Source organism: Mycobacterium parmense (genome assembly GCF_010730575.1).
In the GTDB taxonomy this organism is placed as follows: domain Bacteria; phylum Actinomycetota; class Actinomycetes; order Mycobacteriales; family Mycobacteriaceae; genus Mycobacterium; species Mycobacterium parmense.
On the sequence record NZ_AP022614.1, the window covers coordinates 4,439,793 to 4,453,228 of the forward strand.

The 13,436-nt window shown below is 69.2% G+C and carries 14 protein-coding genes and 1 tRNA gene; 3 read left to right on the forward strand and 12 right to left on the reverse strand.

Translation table 11 applies throughout. The annotated features are described in order from the left end of the window. Window positions 1–12 precede the first annotated feature (12 nt). The 4 genes from G6N48_RS20425 to G6N48_RS20440 are packed head-to-tail and all read right to left on the reverse strand — an operon-like array spanning window position 13 to window position 3,152. Complete coding sequence (locus G6N48_RS20425) at window positions 13–777, reverse strand: decaprenylphospho-beta-D-erythro-pentofuranosid-2-ulose 2-reductase (protein ID WP_085270839.1); 765 nt, start codon at window positions 775–777, stop codon at window positions 13–15. Then, a complete protein-coding gene (locus G6N48_RS20430; RefSeq protein WP_085270840.1) occupies window positions 778–2,169 on the reverse strand; it encodes an FAD-binding oxidoreductase in 1,392 nt (463 codons plus the stop codon). 32 nt (window positions 2,170–2,201) lie between these two features. Continuing rightward, window positions 2,202–2,630, reverse strand: a complete 429-nt coding sequence (locus G6N48_RS20435) for a GtrA family protein (protein ID WP_085270841.1) — start codon at window positions 2,628–2,630, stop codon at window positions 2,202–2,204. A 42-nt stretch (window positions 2,631–2,672) separates the two neighbouring features. Then, a complete protein-coding gene (locus G6N48_RS20440) occupies window positions 2,673–3,152 on the reverse strand; it encodes a GreA/GreB family elongation factor (protein ID WP_085270842.1) in 480 nt (159 codons plus the stop codon). Window positions 3,153–3,291: 139 nt separating this feature from the next. Between G6N48_RS20440 and G6N48_RS20445 the strand changes: the two genes are divergently transcribed. After that, complete coding sequence (locus G6N48_RS20445; protein ID WP_085270843.1) at window positions 3,292–4,011, forward strand: NUDIX hydrolase; 720 nt, start codon at window positions 3,292–3,294, stop codon at window positions 4,009–4,011. 12 nt (window positions 4,012–4,023) lie between these two features. On the opposite strand, the gene G6N48_RS20450 is transcribed toward G6N48_RS20445, so the two are convergent. The 7 genes from G6N48_RS20450 to G6N48_RS20480 all read right to left on the reverse strand — a co-directional run bounded on the left by G6N48_RS20450 (window position 4,024) and on the right by G6N48_RS20480 (window position 10,985). Further along, the gene (locus G6N48_RS20450; RefSeq protein ID WP_085270889.1) at window positions 4,024–5,508 is read right to left on the reverse strand and encodes an HNH endonuclease signature motif containing protein; all 1,485 of its coding nucleotides are present in this window, start codon (window positions 5,506–5,508) and stop codon (window positions 4,024–4,026) included. A 31-nt stretch (window positions 5,509–5,539) separates the two neighbouring features. Then, the gene (locus G6N48_RS20455; RefSeq protein ID WP_085270844.1) at window positions 5,540–5,830 is read right to left on the reverse strand and encodes a CDGP domain-containing protein; all 291 of its coding nucleotides are present in this window, start codon (window positions 5,828–5,830) and stop codon (window positions 5,540–5,542) included. A gap of 79 nt (window positions 5,831–5,909) precedes the next feature. Next, window positions 5,910–6,740 (reverse strand): galactan export ABC transporter permease subunit Wzm/RfbD, encoded by an 831-nt coding sequence (gene wzm, locus G6N48_RS20460; RefSeq protein ID WP_085270845.1) that lies wholly within the window; start codon window positions 6,738–6,740, stop codon window positions 5,910–5,912. After that, window positions 6,737–7,651: a galactofuranosyltransferase GlfT1 gene (gene glfT1, locus G6N48_RS20465; RefSeq protein WP_085270846.1), complete on the reverse strand. Its 915-nt coding sequence runs from the start codon at window positions 7,649–7,651 to the stop codon at window positions 6,737–6,739. The genes wzm and glfT1 overlap by 4 nt, the downstream gene beginning before the upstream one ends. Then, window positions 7,644–8,465 (reverse strand): galactan export ABC transporter ATP-binding subunit Wzt/RfbE, encoded by an 822-nt coding sequence (gene wzt / locus G6N48_RS20470; RefSeq protein ID WP_085270847.1) that lies wholly within the window; start codon window positions 8,463–8,465, stop codon window positions 7,644–7,646. Before wzt ends, glfT1 begins: the two co-directional genes overlap by 8 nt. Window positions 8,466–8,475: 10 nt before the next feature. Continuing rightward, on the reverse strand, window positions 8,476–8,922 hold the full coding sequence (locus tag G6N48_RS20475) for a bacterial proteasome activator family protein (RefSeq protein WP_085270890.1): 447 nt from the start codon (window positions 8,920–8,922) through the stop codon (window positions 8,476–8,478). Between the two features lie 92 nt (window positions 8,923–9,014). Further along, on the reverse strand, window positions 9,015–10,985 hold the full coding sequence (locus tag G6N48_RS20480) for a DUF6541 family protein (protein WP_085270848.1): 1,971 nt from the start codon (window positions 10,983–10,985) through the stop codon (window positions 9,015–9,017). Between the two features lie 130 nt (window positions 10,986–11,115). Between G6N48_RS20480 and G6N48_RS20485 the strand changes: the two genes are divergently transcribed. Further along, window positions 11,116–12,312, forward strand: coding sequence for a cysteine desulfurase-like protein (locus G6N48_RS20485; protein WP_085270849.1), 1,197 nt, complete (start codon window positions 11,116–11,118; stop codon window positions 12,310–12,312). A gap of 15 nt (window positions 12,313–12,327) precedes the next feature. Here the strand turns inward: G6N48_RS20485 and G6N48_RS20490 are convergent, their stop codons facing one another. Beyond that, the gene (locus tag G6N48_RS20490) at window positions 12,328–13,302 is read right to left on the reverse strand and encodes an NAD(P)H-quinone oxidoreductase (RefSeq protein ID WP_085270891.1); all 975 of its coding nucleotides are present in this window, start codon (window positions 13,300–13,302) and stop codon (window positions 12,328–12,330) included. Window positions 13,303–13,340: 38 nt separating this feature from the next. On the opposite strand from G6N48_RS20490, the gene G6N48_RS20495 reads away from it, so the two are divergent. Beyond that, window positions 13,341–13,427: transfer RNA gene (locus G6N48_RS20495), tRNA-Ser, on the forward strand. Window positions 13,428–13,436: the final 9 nt, after the last annotated feature.

The window sequence follows — 13,436 nt, forward strand, 5'->3', positions numbered from 1 at the left end:
CGTTGCGCGTGCTCAGATCGGCAGCCTGCGGAAGAGGGCTCGCGGGATGTGTCGCAACACCATCATCACGTAACGGAATGCTGCTGGCGCCCAAACCAATTCCTTACCTTTTGCGGCGGAGGTCACCGCGAGGTCGGCAACGTACTCCTTGTCGACGGTCAACGGGGCCTCTTTGACGTGCGCGCTCATCCGGGTGCGCACCTGACCGGGCCGGATCACCAGCACGCGAACACCGAACTCCCGCAGGGCCTCCGCCAGGCCGAGGTAGAAGCCGTCCAGGCCCGCCTTGGTGGAACCGTAGACGAAGTTCGACCGCCGCACCCGCTCGCCGGCCACCGTGCTCATCGCGATGATCTGGCCGAAGCCTTGCGCGCGCATTCTCTCGGCCAGCAGAACGCCTACCGAAACGGCTGCGGTGTAATTGATTTCGGCCGCCATCACGGCCTTGCGCTGGTTCTGCCACAGCTCCTCGGCGTCCCCGAGGATGCCGAACGCGACGATGGCCACGTCGACGTCTCCGCCGGCGAACGCCTGGTCCATCATCTTCGGGTGGCTCTCGGTGTCGGTGGCCTCGAAATCGACCAGCTCCACCGACCGCGCGCCGGCCGCGCGCATCTGGGCCACCGCGGCGTCGCGGCCCGGGTCATTCGGCATGGCCGCCAGGATGATCCGGGCGTGCGCGTTTCGCAGGTAGCGCTCGCAGATGGCCAGGCCGATCTCCGAGGTCCCGCCGAGTAGCAGGATGGTCTGCGGGTTTCCCACGGCGTCAAGCACCATTTACAGCAACTCCAGGCGTCGGGCCATGTCCGAGGCGAAAACTTGCAGCGGGTCGACCTTGCGGCGCACCGCAATCCATTCGTCGATGCGCGGATACATGGCGTGGAAGGTTTCGGCGCTCACGCGCGAGTCCTTGGCGGTGTAGACCCGCCCGCCGAATTCCAGCACCCGGCGGTCGAGCTCGTTGAGGAACTCGTTGACGCCGTTCTTGTTGGGGAAGTCCATAGCGACGTTCCAGCCGGCCATGGGGAAGCTCAGCGGTGCGCGGTTGCCGGGGCCGAAGAGCTTGAACACGTTCAGCGCCGAATAGTGGCCGCGGGTCTGGATCCAGCGAATGATGGCCTTGAACTCGTCCATCGCGTCGGGCGGGACCAGGAATTGATGCTGCGCGAAACCCGCTGGCCCGTAAGCATAATTCCAGCCGCGGACCAGGTCGAGCATGTGGTAGAACTGCGACAGGTTCATGATCTTGCCGCTGTAGGTTCCGCCCAGCCGGTAGTACACCTCGCCGATCGCCATGAACGACAGCTTGTTCATCGCGCTGACGGGAAAGACGTTGGGCACCGTCAACAGTTGCGGCGCATCGAATTTCAGCGGGTTCTTGGCGAGCTTCTTCGGCAACTGGTCGAGCTTCGCCAGGCTGCCGCGGCTGACAGCGGCCCGGCCGAGCTTCGGCGGCGGGCTGATCAGGTCGAACCAGGCGCTGGAGTACGTGTAGTTGTCCTCGCTGCCGTCGAGGTGCACGGCGACGGTCTCGTCGAGGTCCCTGGTGGCCACGCCGTCGGCGATGAAGTACGCCGTCTCCGTCGGCGTCATGGCGACGCTGGCGCGCAACACGATCCCGGTCAGGCCGTTGCCCCCGACGGTGGCCCAGAACAGCTCGGCGTCCGGGCCCTCGGGGGTGATCGTGCGGACGGTGCCGTCGGCCGTGAGCAGGTCCATCGAGCGGACGTGGTTGCCGAAGCTGCCGGCGCTGTGGTGGTTCTTGCCGTGGATGTCGCACGCGATCGCGCCGCCGACGGTGACCTGGCGCGTGCCGGGCAGCACCGGAACCCACAGCCCGAACGGGAGGGCGGCCCTCATCAACTGGTCCAGGCTGACGCCGGCGTCGACGTCGACCAGGCGGGTGTCGGCGTCGATCGAGTGGATGCGGTTGAGGGCCGTCATGTCGATCACCAGGCCGCCGCCGTTTTGCGCGTTGTCGCCGTAGGAGCGCCCCAGGCCGCGGGCGATGACGCCCCGGCCGCCGCTCGTTCGGTCGGCGGCCACCCGGGCCACCGCCTTGGCGATCAGCTCCGGATCGCGGGTGGAGAGCACCTGGGCCACCGACGGCGCGGTGCGGCCGAAGCCCGTGAGCCGGGTGCTGCTGGTCGGAAGGTCGGTGCTCGACATCGTCAAAGAGGGTACCGCCTGCGGGTGCCGGCTCAGCGGATGCGGAAGATCACGGCTCGCTGCACGACGAAGTTGATCACCGTCGCCGTCCCCTGCGCGATGATGAATGCGACGGGGATCGCCCACTTCTGATAGTGCAGAAGCGCCAGGCACAGGTGGTTCAGTCCGACCTGCACGGCGAAGGTGAGCGCGTAGAGCACCATCACCCCTGCGAACCGGGCGGTGCTGGGCGACGCCTGGAACGTCCAGCGCCGGTTGATCAGGTAGGCGGTGATGGTGCCGACGATGACGCTGATCAGCTTGGACAGGTCGACCTGCAGGCCCACCGCCTTCCACAGCGTGAGATAGACGCTGAAGTCGACGATCGCGGCGAAGGCACCGGTGACGACGAAGCGCGATACCTGCTGGGCGAGGCTCAGTTGGGGAAGCAGCGGCGCTGGTTCGGGCAACGGGGCAACCATTTGAGGGGAGTTTAACGGTGCCGCCGTCCCGCGAGGCGCCGTCTACGTGGGCGGCTTGACCGCGATCAGCTCGACCTGGTTCTCGCCGTGCGGGGTCGAATAGGTGACGGTGTCGCCCGGCTGATGCCCGGCGAGGGCCTGGGCCAACGGGCTGCGCGCGGTCAGGGTCTCCGTCTCGCGGCCGACGGGGGTCTCCTCGACGATCGAGATGACCTGCATGGTGACGACTTCGCCGTCGGGGAACCGGACGGTCACCTCGGTGCCGCCGGGCAGCGCCTCGGAGTCGTCGGAGTACGACGGGCCCGCCCGCAGGCGCCGGTCCAGCTCGTTGATGCGATCGGCGAGCACGACCAGTTCGTCGGCGCGCTGGATGGCTTCGGCGGCGTCGCCGTGGTCGCCGATCATGCCGCGGTCGTCCTTGACTTCCGCCTCGAGCCGGTCGCGCCGCTGCTTGAGCCGCTCCAGCTCCGCGGCTAGGTTCTCCCGCGCCGCGTCTGCCGCCGATGGGACTTCGTCGCTCACGACCCCCGACCTTTCGCCCTGTTCGCCACGATCAATGGCGTACCAGTGTGACACCTGGACGGGCCGGTCGCCACGGTTACGCGTGCCGGGGTGGTGAGCCGTGCCCGCCCGGCGCCGGGGCGGCGCCTATGGTCGAGCGGTGACGATCGCCTACGACGAGGCCCTGCGGGAGCGGATCGGCGCGCACCTGGCGGCCCACGACCGCCGCGTGGTCACCGACCCGACCAAGCGGCACGCGGCCGTCGCGGTCGTGCTGGTCGACTCCGAGGTCGGGGAGGACAGGGTGGACCCCGCGCCGGTGAACGACTGGATCGGCGGACGCCCGATGCCAGAAGCCGGCCTGGACGGTCGCATGGTCGACGTGTCCGGCGGCGCCGCTTTCCTGTTGTGCCGCAGGGCTTCTCGCCTCACCTCGCACGCCGCCCAGTGGGCCCTGCCGGGCGGTCGCCTGGACCCGGGCGAAAGCCCGCAGGACGCCGCGCTGCGAGAGCTCAACGAGGAGGTCGGCATCGAGCTGCCCGGGTCGGCCATTCTCGGACTTCTCGACGACTATCCGACCCGGTCGGGCTACGTGATCACGCCGGTGGTGCTGTGGGGCGCCGGACGACTCGATCCCCGGCCCGAGCCCGACGAGGTGGTGGCCGTCTACCGGGTGGGGCTGCACCAGTTGCAGCGCGCGGATTCCCCGCGTTTCATCGCCATTCCGGAGAGCCCGCGGCCCGTGGTGCAGATTCCGTTGGGAAACGATCTGATTCACGCGCCCACCGGTGCCGTGTTGCTGCAGCTGCGGTGGTTGTGCCTGGAGGGCCGCGACGACCCGGTCGACGAGCTCGAGCAGCCGGTGTTCGCCTGGAAGTAGCGATCGCGAGCGCTAGAACGGCGGCGGGTGGTCGTCGGGCGGGGGCGGGCCAGCGAGTTGGCTTGCGGCGCAGCGCTTTTGGCGGTTGTGCTGGCGTTCGGTGGCGATGCGATGGGCGCGGTCTTGGTCTCGGCTGCGGGTGCGTCGGGGCATCATGGCGGTACGTTCGGCGCAGGGCCCGGGGGGCGGGCCGGCCGGCGGTGTGGCCAGGGCGCCGGTGGGGGCACACAGGTGGGGGAACAGCACGGCGCTGCCCGGGGTGGTGACATAGGTGTGCCCGGTGGGGGAGGTCAGGATCAGCGTCGCGTCCGGGAGTTGCTTTTCTTGCCAGCCCCAGAAGGTTTTGACCAAATGGTGTGTGCGGCAATAACACTTGAGGTTGGAGGCATGGGTGCGTCCGCCCTGGGTGTAGGGGATGGTGTGGTCGAGGTCGCAGCGATAGGCGGGCTGGTCGCAGCCGGGCCAGCGGCAGGTCAGGTCGCGGCAGCGCACGAAATCGGCCAACGCCTTGGAGGGCACGTAGCCCGGCTCGGGCGCGGCGTCGGCGGGATGGACCAGGGGCAGCAGGGTGGCCGAGGCGGCCAGCTCGGCGAGCAGTTCGGGGCCGATGAGCCCGTCGCCGGCCACCAGCGAGCCGGGCGTGGCCGCGCGCCCGTCGATGGCGGCCTCTTCGGCGATCACGTGGATGACCACCGGGGCGGCTCCGCGCCCGGCGGTGGCGGCGCAGTCGGAGCGCCCGCACCCGCAGCCGAGCCGGTCGGCCCCGCCGGCCAGCGCGCCGAGTGCGTCGGCGCGCCGCTGGGCGTGCGTGCGCGGATCCTGGGCGCACACCGTGGCCGCCAGCGCGCTCAACCGTCGATCCAGCGCGTGGGCGTGCGGGGTCAGCAGGCTGCCCTGGATCTCTGACAGCCCACCGACGCGGTCGTCGATCACCACCTCGCGACCCTCCTGCTGCTGGCGGCGCTGGCGCACCGCATCACGATCGGCGCGCGCCACGATGCGGTCCACCGCCCCGGCCAGCCGGCCCCGGCCCATCGACGGCCAGCGCCCCACCTTGGCCGCCAACTCCGCGTCCACCGCGGCGAGCACGTCGGGGTCGTCGATCAGATCGGTGCGATAGACGATAGTCACGAACACCCGAAAGTCGATGTCGCCGGCGGCGAACACCGCACCGACCTTGGGCAGGCGCTCCCGCATCGCGCGGGCATAACGCACCCGGCTCGCGGCCAGCCCCTGCCCGATCCGCAACGCCGCGGCCACCTCGGCAGCCACCGCCTCCTCGGTGTCCACCGCCCAGTCCTCGGTCTCCGAACAGCGCGACAACCGGTAGGCGAACAAGTCCCCGATCGCCACCAGCTGCGCCGCGGCCGCCCGGTTCTCGATCCGCGCAAACACCACCACCCGCTCGACGAGCCCCACCGACTCCGCCGTCTTCGACGGATACCGACGCTCGAACAACTCGTCGAACTCCGCGACCACCCGTTCACGATCGAACATAAGTTCGACCATGCCATGGGTGTCCGACAAGTCAGCCGTCGATGTGCGTCGGCGGGTTGGCGAAGTTGAAATCCGAGGGCTGCTGGCCCGGGCCCACCGACTCGCAGTGCCCGTCGGGCACCAGGAAGGAACTGGCGCCGCTGGGAATCAGGCGGGGCACCGCCACGCACCGCTGCCAGGTGCCGTCGGGCTGGACGGGGCCGTCGCACTTGCTGATCACCGGTCCCCCGTACTGGCAGCCGGCGCGGGCCGGCGGCGCCGCGGCGATCAGCCCCGCGGCCATCAGCAGGGCGGCCGATCCCGCGACGATGCCGTGCTTCACTGTTGCCTCCCGTCATCGTCCCCGTCGATGACGCTACCGCCCGTGCCGCTCGGCGAGAAGCCTTGCGCGGCGGCGCATGCTAAACCCAGTAGGGCACCCGGGCGCGGAATTGGCGCATCGCGAAGGCCGCCAGCAGCCAGCCCACGACGGTCAGGGTCACCACCACCGCCCAGTGCCGCAACTCCTGATGGGCGCCCAGCAGCGGGGCCCGCACGATGTCGAGATAGTGCAGCAGCGGGTTGAGTTCCACGATGCTCGCCCAGCGCCCGGCGCCCTGCTGGCGCAGCGTGTCGTCGTTCCAGATGATCGGCGTCATGAAGAACAGCAGCTGCACGATCGAGAACAGCAGCGGCCCGATGTCGCGGTAACGCGTCGCCAGGATGCCGAAACACAGTGACACCCATATGCAGTTGAGCACGATCAGGGCCAGCGCCGGCAGAACCGACAGGTCGGCCCATGACCAAGGCTTGGGGTAGATGATCGCCACCACCACGTAGATGGCGATGTTGTGCGCGAACAGGATCATCTGCCGCCAGACCAACCGGTAGACGTGCACGCTCAACGGCGTCGGCAGCTGCTTGATCAGCCCCTCGTTGGCCACGAACACGTCGGCACCCTCGAGGATGGAGGCGTTGATCAGGTTCCAGATGATCAGCCCGAGCGTGACGTAGGGCAGGTGCACCGCCAGCTCGAGATGGAACAGCTTGGAGTACAGGCCGCCCATCGCGACGGCCGTGGTTCCCGTCGCGATGGTGATCCAGAAGGGCCCCAGCACCGAGCGGCGGTAGCGCTGCTTGATGTCCTGCCACCCCAGGTGCAGCCACAGCTCGTGGCGGCGGAAGCCGGCGACCAGGTCGCCGCGGGCGCGGGTGAACGTGCGCGACTGTGCCGCCGCGTCGACGAAAGTCACGAAGAACCTCCCGGCTTGCCGAAACGCTCACGACGTCCCATGCGGCGCAAGCGGATCCACTGGGCCAGGCCCGCGGGGTCGCGCCGGGTGACGAGGAAGAACCAGCCGAACCGGACCCACTCCTGGAACAGCAGCTTGCGCATCCCCGGTTGCGCCATCAGGTAGCCGCGGTTGCGGTAGGTGTAGAACCGTTTGACCGGATTGTCGGGGTACTGGGTGTGCATCCGGCCGCCCAGGATCGGCCGGAACTCGTCGGACCCGCAGGGATGCAGATACACGGCGTCCAGGCAGGTGCCGAACGGCAGGCCGGACCGCACCAGCCGGCGGTGCATCTCCACCTCGTCGCCGCGGATGAACAGTCGCAGGTCGGGCACGCCGATCGCCTCGAGGGTGGACGCGCGGAACAGGGCGCCGTTGAACAGCGACGCGATCCCGGGCAGCAGGTCCTGGCCCGGCTCGGTGCGCAATTCGCTTGTGCGCCTGCGCCATACCAGCCCGCGGCGCAGCGGGAACGCCAGCCGTTGCGGATCGTCGACGTCGCATACCATCGGCGACACCTCGGCCAGCCCGTACTTGCCGGCGCAGGCCAGCAGCGTCGCCAGCACATTCGCGTCCTGCGGGCGCCCGTCGTCGTCGGCCAGCCACACCCAATCGGCTCCCAGGGCCAGCGCGTGCAACATGCCCAGGGCGAAACCGCCCGCGCCACCGAGGTTTCGGTGCGAGCCCAGGTAGGTGGTCGCAAGCGGCTGTCCGGCAACCAGATCGCGGACGCGGCCGCCGCCGGCGCCGTCGTTGTCGACGACGATCAGATGGTCGGGCAACCTGGACTGCGTGCTCACGACGTCGAGTGACTTGGCCAGGTCGTCGGGGCGCCGGTGGGTGACGACGACGGCGATGACGGACTCAGCCATTCCCGGATGTTCTTTGTGCGGAGGCGGTTTCGGCCAGCACCTCGCGGACGTGCCGCGCCGCGTCCTCGCCTTCGTAGGCCCGCACCACGTCCTCGATGCCGCCGGAGAGGCGGATGACGCCGTGGTCGATCCACATCGCGGTCTTGCACAGCCGGGCGAGGAATTCGTTGGAGTGGCTGGCGAACACCAGAATCCCGGACCGCTCGACCAGGCTCTGCAGCCGCGACTGGGCCTTCTTCAGGAAGTCGGCGTCCACCGCCCCGATGCCCTCGTCGAGCAGCAGGATCTCGGGGTCGATGCTGGTGACCACGCCCATCGCCAGCCGCACCCGCATGCCGGTCGAGTAGGTGCGCAGCGGCATGGACAGGTAGTCGCCGAGCTCGGTGAACTCGGCGATCTCGTCGACCTTGGCCAGCATCTGCTTGCGCGTCTGCCCGAGGAACAGCCCGCGGATGATGATGTTCTCGTAGCCGGAGATCTCGGGGTCCATGCCGATGCCCAGGTCGAAGACCGGGGCCACCCGGCCGGTGACCTTGGCCCAGCCCCGGGTGGGTTCGTAGATGCCCGAAAGCAGGCGCAGCAGAGTCGATTTCCCGGCCCCGTTGTGGCCGACGAGTCCCACCCGGTCGCCCAGCTCCAGCGACATGGTGATGTCGCGCAGCGCCTCGACGACGACGACGTTGGAGTTGTTGCGGCCTATCGTCCCGCCCGCCTTGCCCAGGACCGCCTTCTTCAGCGAGCGCGACTTGGCGTCGAAGATCGGAAACTCGACCCACGCCTGGTGCGTCTCGATATGAGGTCCTGCTGGCGACACCGGTGCCCGCTTACAGGTACTGGCCGTGACCGTGTGCCGACGGCTTGCCCATCCCCGGCGGCAGTGCGCCCTGGCGCATCTGCTCCAGCTGGGCGCGGGCGGCCATCTGCTGCGCGAACAGCGCCGTCTGGATGCCGTGGAACAGCCCTTCCAACCAGCCGACCAGCTGGGCCTGCGCGATGCGCAGCTCGGCGTCCGACGGCGTGGCGTCCTCGTTGAACGGCAGGGTGAGGCGGTCGAGCTCCTCGCGCAGTTCCGGGGCGAGGCCCTCCTCGAGTTCGCGGATGCTGGTGGCGTGGATCTCGCGCAGGCGGTTGCGGCTCGCCTCGTCGAGCGGTGCGGCGCGCACCTCTTCGAGCAGTTGCTTGATCATGGTCCCGATGCGCATCACCTTGGCGGGCTGCTCGACCAGGTCGGTCAGGGACCGCTCGTCGGAGTCGTCCTCGTTCACCGCCATGATCCGCGGGTCGACACCGCCGATGATCTCGACGCCATCGTCGTCGGGACCGTCGCTGCGAATAGTCAATTCATCACCGTCCTTCGGCGGAGCTAAGAGTGTGCTGGGGCGCCGCTTCCGCGCCACTCGTAGATGCGGGCCTCACCGTTGTCGTAGATCAGCGCCCACGACGTCGACTTGTCCAACGACCTTAGTCCCTCGGGTGTGGCGAACCCCCGGACGTTGGGCACGCTCGTGAGAATGTACCGAATGTTGAGCGCCTTAATCGCTTCGACCACACGCGGATCGGAATCACCCTTGTTGGCGCCCGCCCAGAAAATGTAGCGGTAGTAGCCCGGGCCCATCTGTTGCGGGAAGTCGTAGTGGGTCCACAGGGGATGCAGGTCGGCGACCGCGTACATCCACGCTGTGCCGTCGACGTTGGAATCGCCGATGACGGTGTCCCGCGCCCCCGGCTGATTCGCCAGGTAGGCCATGGCCATCAGGTCTCGCTGGTCGATCATCACCGAGTCGTACTTGTCGCCGAAGAGGACCAGGTGCCGGTAGAAGTAGTGCCGTCCGGTGAGCACCGTCACCGCGATCAGCACGACCGCCGTGGCGGGTACCCAGATGCGTTCCGGCAGGGGCCGGTGCCGGTCGGTGAAGCGCCGGGCGGCGGCCATCGCGGCGACGACGATCGCGAACAATGCGACGCCCGCCATCGGCGTCAACAGCAAGGTGATCGCGGCCGAGATGCGGCGCGGGTCTTTGTAGAAGAACTCACCGAACGCTCCCGCGATCGCTCCGACGGGTCCGCCCAGCGGGTTGCCCGCGTCGACGTCGACCACGACCAGCAGCAGCCAGAGCGCCAGCGGCCACCAGATCTTCTTGATCGCGAAGATGAGCCCGCCGGCGGCCGTCAGCGCGATCAGGCCGTACTGGACCGGGAAGTCGTTGAGGTGGCGCGAGTGCTGGAAGACGACGTCGAACACGCCGTGCTTCTTGCTGAGGTGCGTCAGGAAGGAGTGCCCGGCGATGATGTCTTCCTGCTGCTGGACACTGATGAACTGCGGCAACAGGATTGCCCCGGTGATCAGCGCCACGTCGGCCAGGGTCAGCGCGTCGGCGAGGCGGCCCCGCACCGGATGCCGCAGGGCGTCCAGGAGCCACCACGCCACGAGGAATAGGAGCACGATGAACCCGCCGGTCAGGTGGACCGACGTGACACCGACGAACGCCAGCACGGCCAGCGGGATGCGGTCGCGATGCCGCAACGTGGAGGTGATCAGGACGAAGGTCGGCACCGCCGCCCCGTAGGCCGCCAGATTGGGCATCGCCGCGACGCCGAACTCGACGTAGGGCACCGCGGTGAACGACGTCGACAGTGCGGCCGTGGTGGCCGCCGCGCCGGCGGTGCGCCATTCTCCCCAGAAAGGGCGCATGAGCCGCCAGGTCAGCATCGCCGCGCTCGACGGGTAGAGCCAGACGGCCGCCGCCACCGAGTTCAGGGTGTAGCCGGTGGTCGGCGCTGCGCCGGTGAGCTGGCAGTACACGGCGGTCAGGGCGTGGAACACCGACGGGTAGTACAGCGTCCGGTGGGTTTCGACGTTGCGCAGCTCGCCCATGTGGGTCGACGACGCCTGGCCGGTGTCGAGGATGAAGCGCACCTCGTTGGCGTGCCACACCGCGTCCCAGGTGCTCGGGATCGACTGCCAGTGCACCAGGCCGCGATAGGCCGCCCACATCACCAGAAACGAGCCGAGCAGCACCCCCCCGGCCACGGTCAGCGCCGGCCATCGACTGACGCCCAGAGCTTCCGCGTCGCGGTCGCGGTAGCGAGCGAGCAGCAGCTGCAGCCCCGTCACGGCGAGGCACACCACGGCCAGCGCCGCCAGCGCGGTCCAACCGTTCCAGGGGATTGCCAGCGCGCCCAACGGGATGATCGCCAGTGCGACAACACCGTAGGTCAGCGGCGCGCCGACCGCGATGGCGACGGGCCAGGTCAACTGCCCGATGCGCGCGACGATCACACCCGGCGCGATCAGCAGGAACAGTGCGATCAGCGTTCCGAGCCACAAACCCACTCGACTAGTATGGCTGGCCGGGTGCTCTGGCTCGGGAGGCCACCGACCGCGCAGGATCGGCTGTGACCGACCACGGCACCCGCTAGCGTCACAATTTCGCCCAAAATGCGGAAGCAGTAGGTTGGCTGGCATGGCTTACGACGTCGCCCGGGTGCGCGGACTCCATCCGTCGCTCGGTGACGGGTGGGTTCATTTCGACGCGCCCGCCGGGATGCTGATTCCCGATTCCGTGGCGACCACCGTGTCGACGGCATTCCGCAGGTCCAGCCCCACCACCGCAGGCGCGCACCCGTCGGCGCAGCGCAGCGCGGCCATCCTGGAGGCGGCGCGGGCAGCGGTGGCCGACCTGTTCAACGTCGACCCCGCGGGCGTGGTGCTGGGTGCCGACCGCGCGATTCTGCTCTCGGCGCTGGCCGAGGCGTCGTCGTCGCGCGCGGGCCTGGGCTACGAGGTGATCGTCACCCGCCTCGACGACGAGGCCAACATCGCCCCGTGGCTGCGCGCGGCGCACCGTTACGGCGCCAAGGTGAAGTGGGCCGAGGTCGACATCGAGACCGGCGAGCTGCCGACCTGGCAGTGGGAGAGCCTGATCGGGAAGTCGACCAGGCTGGTCGCCGTCGCCTCGGCGTCGGGGACGCTGGGCACGGTCACCGACCTGCGGGCGATGACCAAGCTGGTGCACGACGTCGGAGGGCTGGTGGTCGTCGACCACTCCGCCGCCGCGCCCTATCGCCTGCTCGACGTCAAGGAGACGGACGCCGACGTGGTTGCCGTGAACGCGTCGGCGTGGGGCGGGCCGCCGATCGGAGCGGTCGTGTTCCGCGATCCGGTGCTGCTCAACTCGTTCAGCTCGATCGCGACCGACCCCAACGCCGTCGGCCCGGCGCGCCTGGAGCTCGGCACCCACCAGTACGGCCTGCTGGCCGGGGTGGTGGCGAGCATCGAATACCTGGCCGCCCTCGACGAGTCGGCTCGCGGCACCCGGCGCGAACGGTTGTCGCTGTCGATGCAGTCCTCCGCCGCGTACCTGAACCGGATCTACGACTACCTGATGGTGTCGCTGCGCTCGCTGCCGTTGGTGATGGTGATCGGGCGTCCGGAGGTGCGGATCCCGGTGGTCAGCTTCGCCCTGCACGACGTGCCCGCCGAGCGGGTGGTGCAGCGCCTGGCCGACAACGGGATCCTGGCCGTCTGCAACGCGAGTTCGCGAGCGCTCGATGTGTTGGGTGTCAACGACATCGGCGGCGCCGTCACCGTCGGGCTGGCGCACTACTCGACGACGGCCGAGGTCGACCAGTTGGTGCGCGCGCTTGCGTCGTTGGGCTGACGCGCCCAGGGGCGGCTAGCCCGGCAGCGTCAGCACGATCTTTCCGGTCACGTTGCCCGACACCAGCTCCCGATGCGCGTCGCCCGCCCGCTCGATGGGCATGCGGGCGCCGATGATCGGGCGGACCTTGCCGTCGGCGATCATCGGCCACACCGACGCCGTCACCGCCTGCACGATCTCGGTCTTGCTGTTGGGGCCGCTCGTCGGCCGGCCCCGCAGCGTGGTGCCGATGACGCGCGCCCGCTTGACGAGCAGCTTGCCGATGTTGAGTTCGCCCGTCACGCCGCCCTGCATGCCGATGATGACCAACTGCCCGTCGGCGGCCAGGGCGTCGATGTTGCGGTCCAGGTAGGCGGCGCCGATGATGTCGAAGATCACATCGGCGCCGCCGCATTCCTGCAGCCGTGCCACGAAATCCTCGTCGCGGTAGTTGATCAGGATCTCGGCGCCCAGTTCGCGACAGAACTCGAGCTTGTCGGCCGATCCGGCGGTGACGGCCACCTTCGCGCCCAGCGCCCGCGCGATCTGGATCGCGTGGGTCCCGATGCCGCTCGCGCCGCCGTGCATCAACAGCAGCTGGCCCTTGCCCAGGTGCGCGGTGAGCACCAGGTTCGACCACACCGTGCACGCCACCTCCGGCAGCCCCGCAGCGTCGATCACATCGACGCCCTGCGGGACCGGCAGCACCTGCCCGGCGGGAACCGCGACGTACTCGGCGTACCCTCCACCCGCCAGCAATGCGCAAACTTGTTGTCCCACGGTCCATTCGGTCACACCGGCGCCGCGCTCGGCGACCGTCCCGGACACCTCCATGCCGATGATCTCGCTGGCTCCCGGCGGCGGCGGGTACTTACCGGCGGCCTGCAGCACGTCGGCGCGGTTCACGCCGGCCGCGGCGACCTTGACCAGGACCTCTCCGGGCCCGGCGGAGACGTCGGGCACCTCCTGCCACAACAACCGGTCGGAGGATTCGGCGACGATGGCGCGCATGTCGGCCACGCTACTAGGGCCCCGTTACCCTTAGCAGCGGTGGCGTGGCAGAGCGGCCTAATGCACTCGCCTTGAAAGCGAGAGACGGCTAACACCGTCCGGGGGTTCAAATCCCTCCGCCACCGCCGGTTCGG

Excerpts from the sequence above, each read along its gene's own strand:
- G6N48_RS20425 (WP_085270839.1), bottom strand. The coding sequence starts at position 777 with ATGGTGCTTGACGCCGTGGGAAACCCGCAGACCATCCTGCTACTCGGC.
- G6N48_RS20430 (WP_085270840.1), bottom strand. The coding sequence starts at position 2,169 with ATGTCGAGCACCGACCTTCCGACCAGCAGCACCCGGCTCACGGGCTTC.
- G6N48_RS20435 (WP_085270841.1), bottom strand. The coding sequence starts at position 2,630 with ATGGTTGCCCCGTTGCCCGAACCAGCGCCGCTGCTTCCCCAACTGAGC.
- G6N48_RS20450 (WP_085270889.1), bottom strand. The coding sequence starts at position 5,508 with ATGTTCGATCGTGAACGGGTGGTCGCGGAGTTCGACGAGTTGTTCGAG.
- glfT1 (WP_085270846.1), bottom strand. The coding sequence starts at position 7,651 with ATGGCTGAGTCCGTCATCGCCGTCGTCGTCACCCACCGGCGCCCCGAC.
- G6N48_RS20475 (WP_085270890.1), bottom strand. The coding sequence starts at position 8,922 with ATGGCGGTGAACGAGGACGACTCCGACGAGCGGTCCCTGACCGACCTG.
- G6N48_RS20485 (WP_085270849.1), top strand. The coding sequence starts at position 11,116 with ATGGCTTACGACGTCGCCCGGGTGCGCGGACTCCATCCGTCGCTCGGT.
- G6N48_RS20490 (WP_085270891.1), bottom strand. The coding sequence starts at position 13,302 with ATGCGCGCCATCGTCGCCGAATCCTCCGACCGGTTGTTGTGGCAGGAG.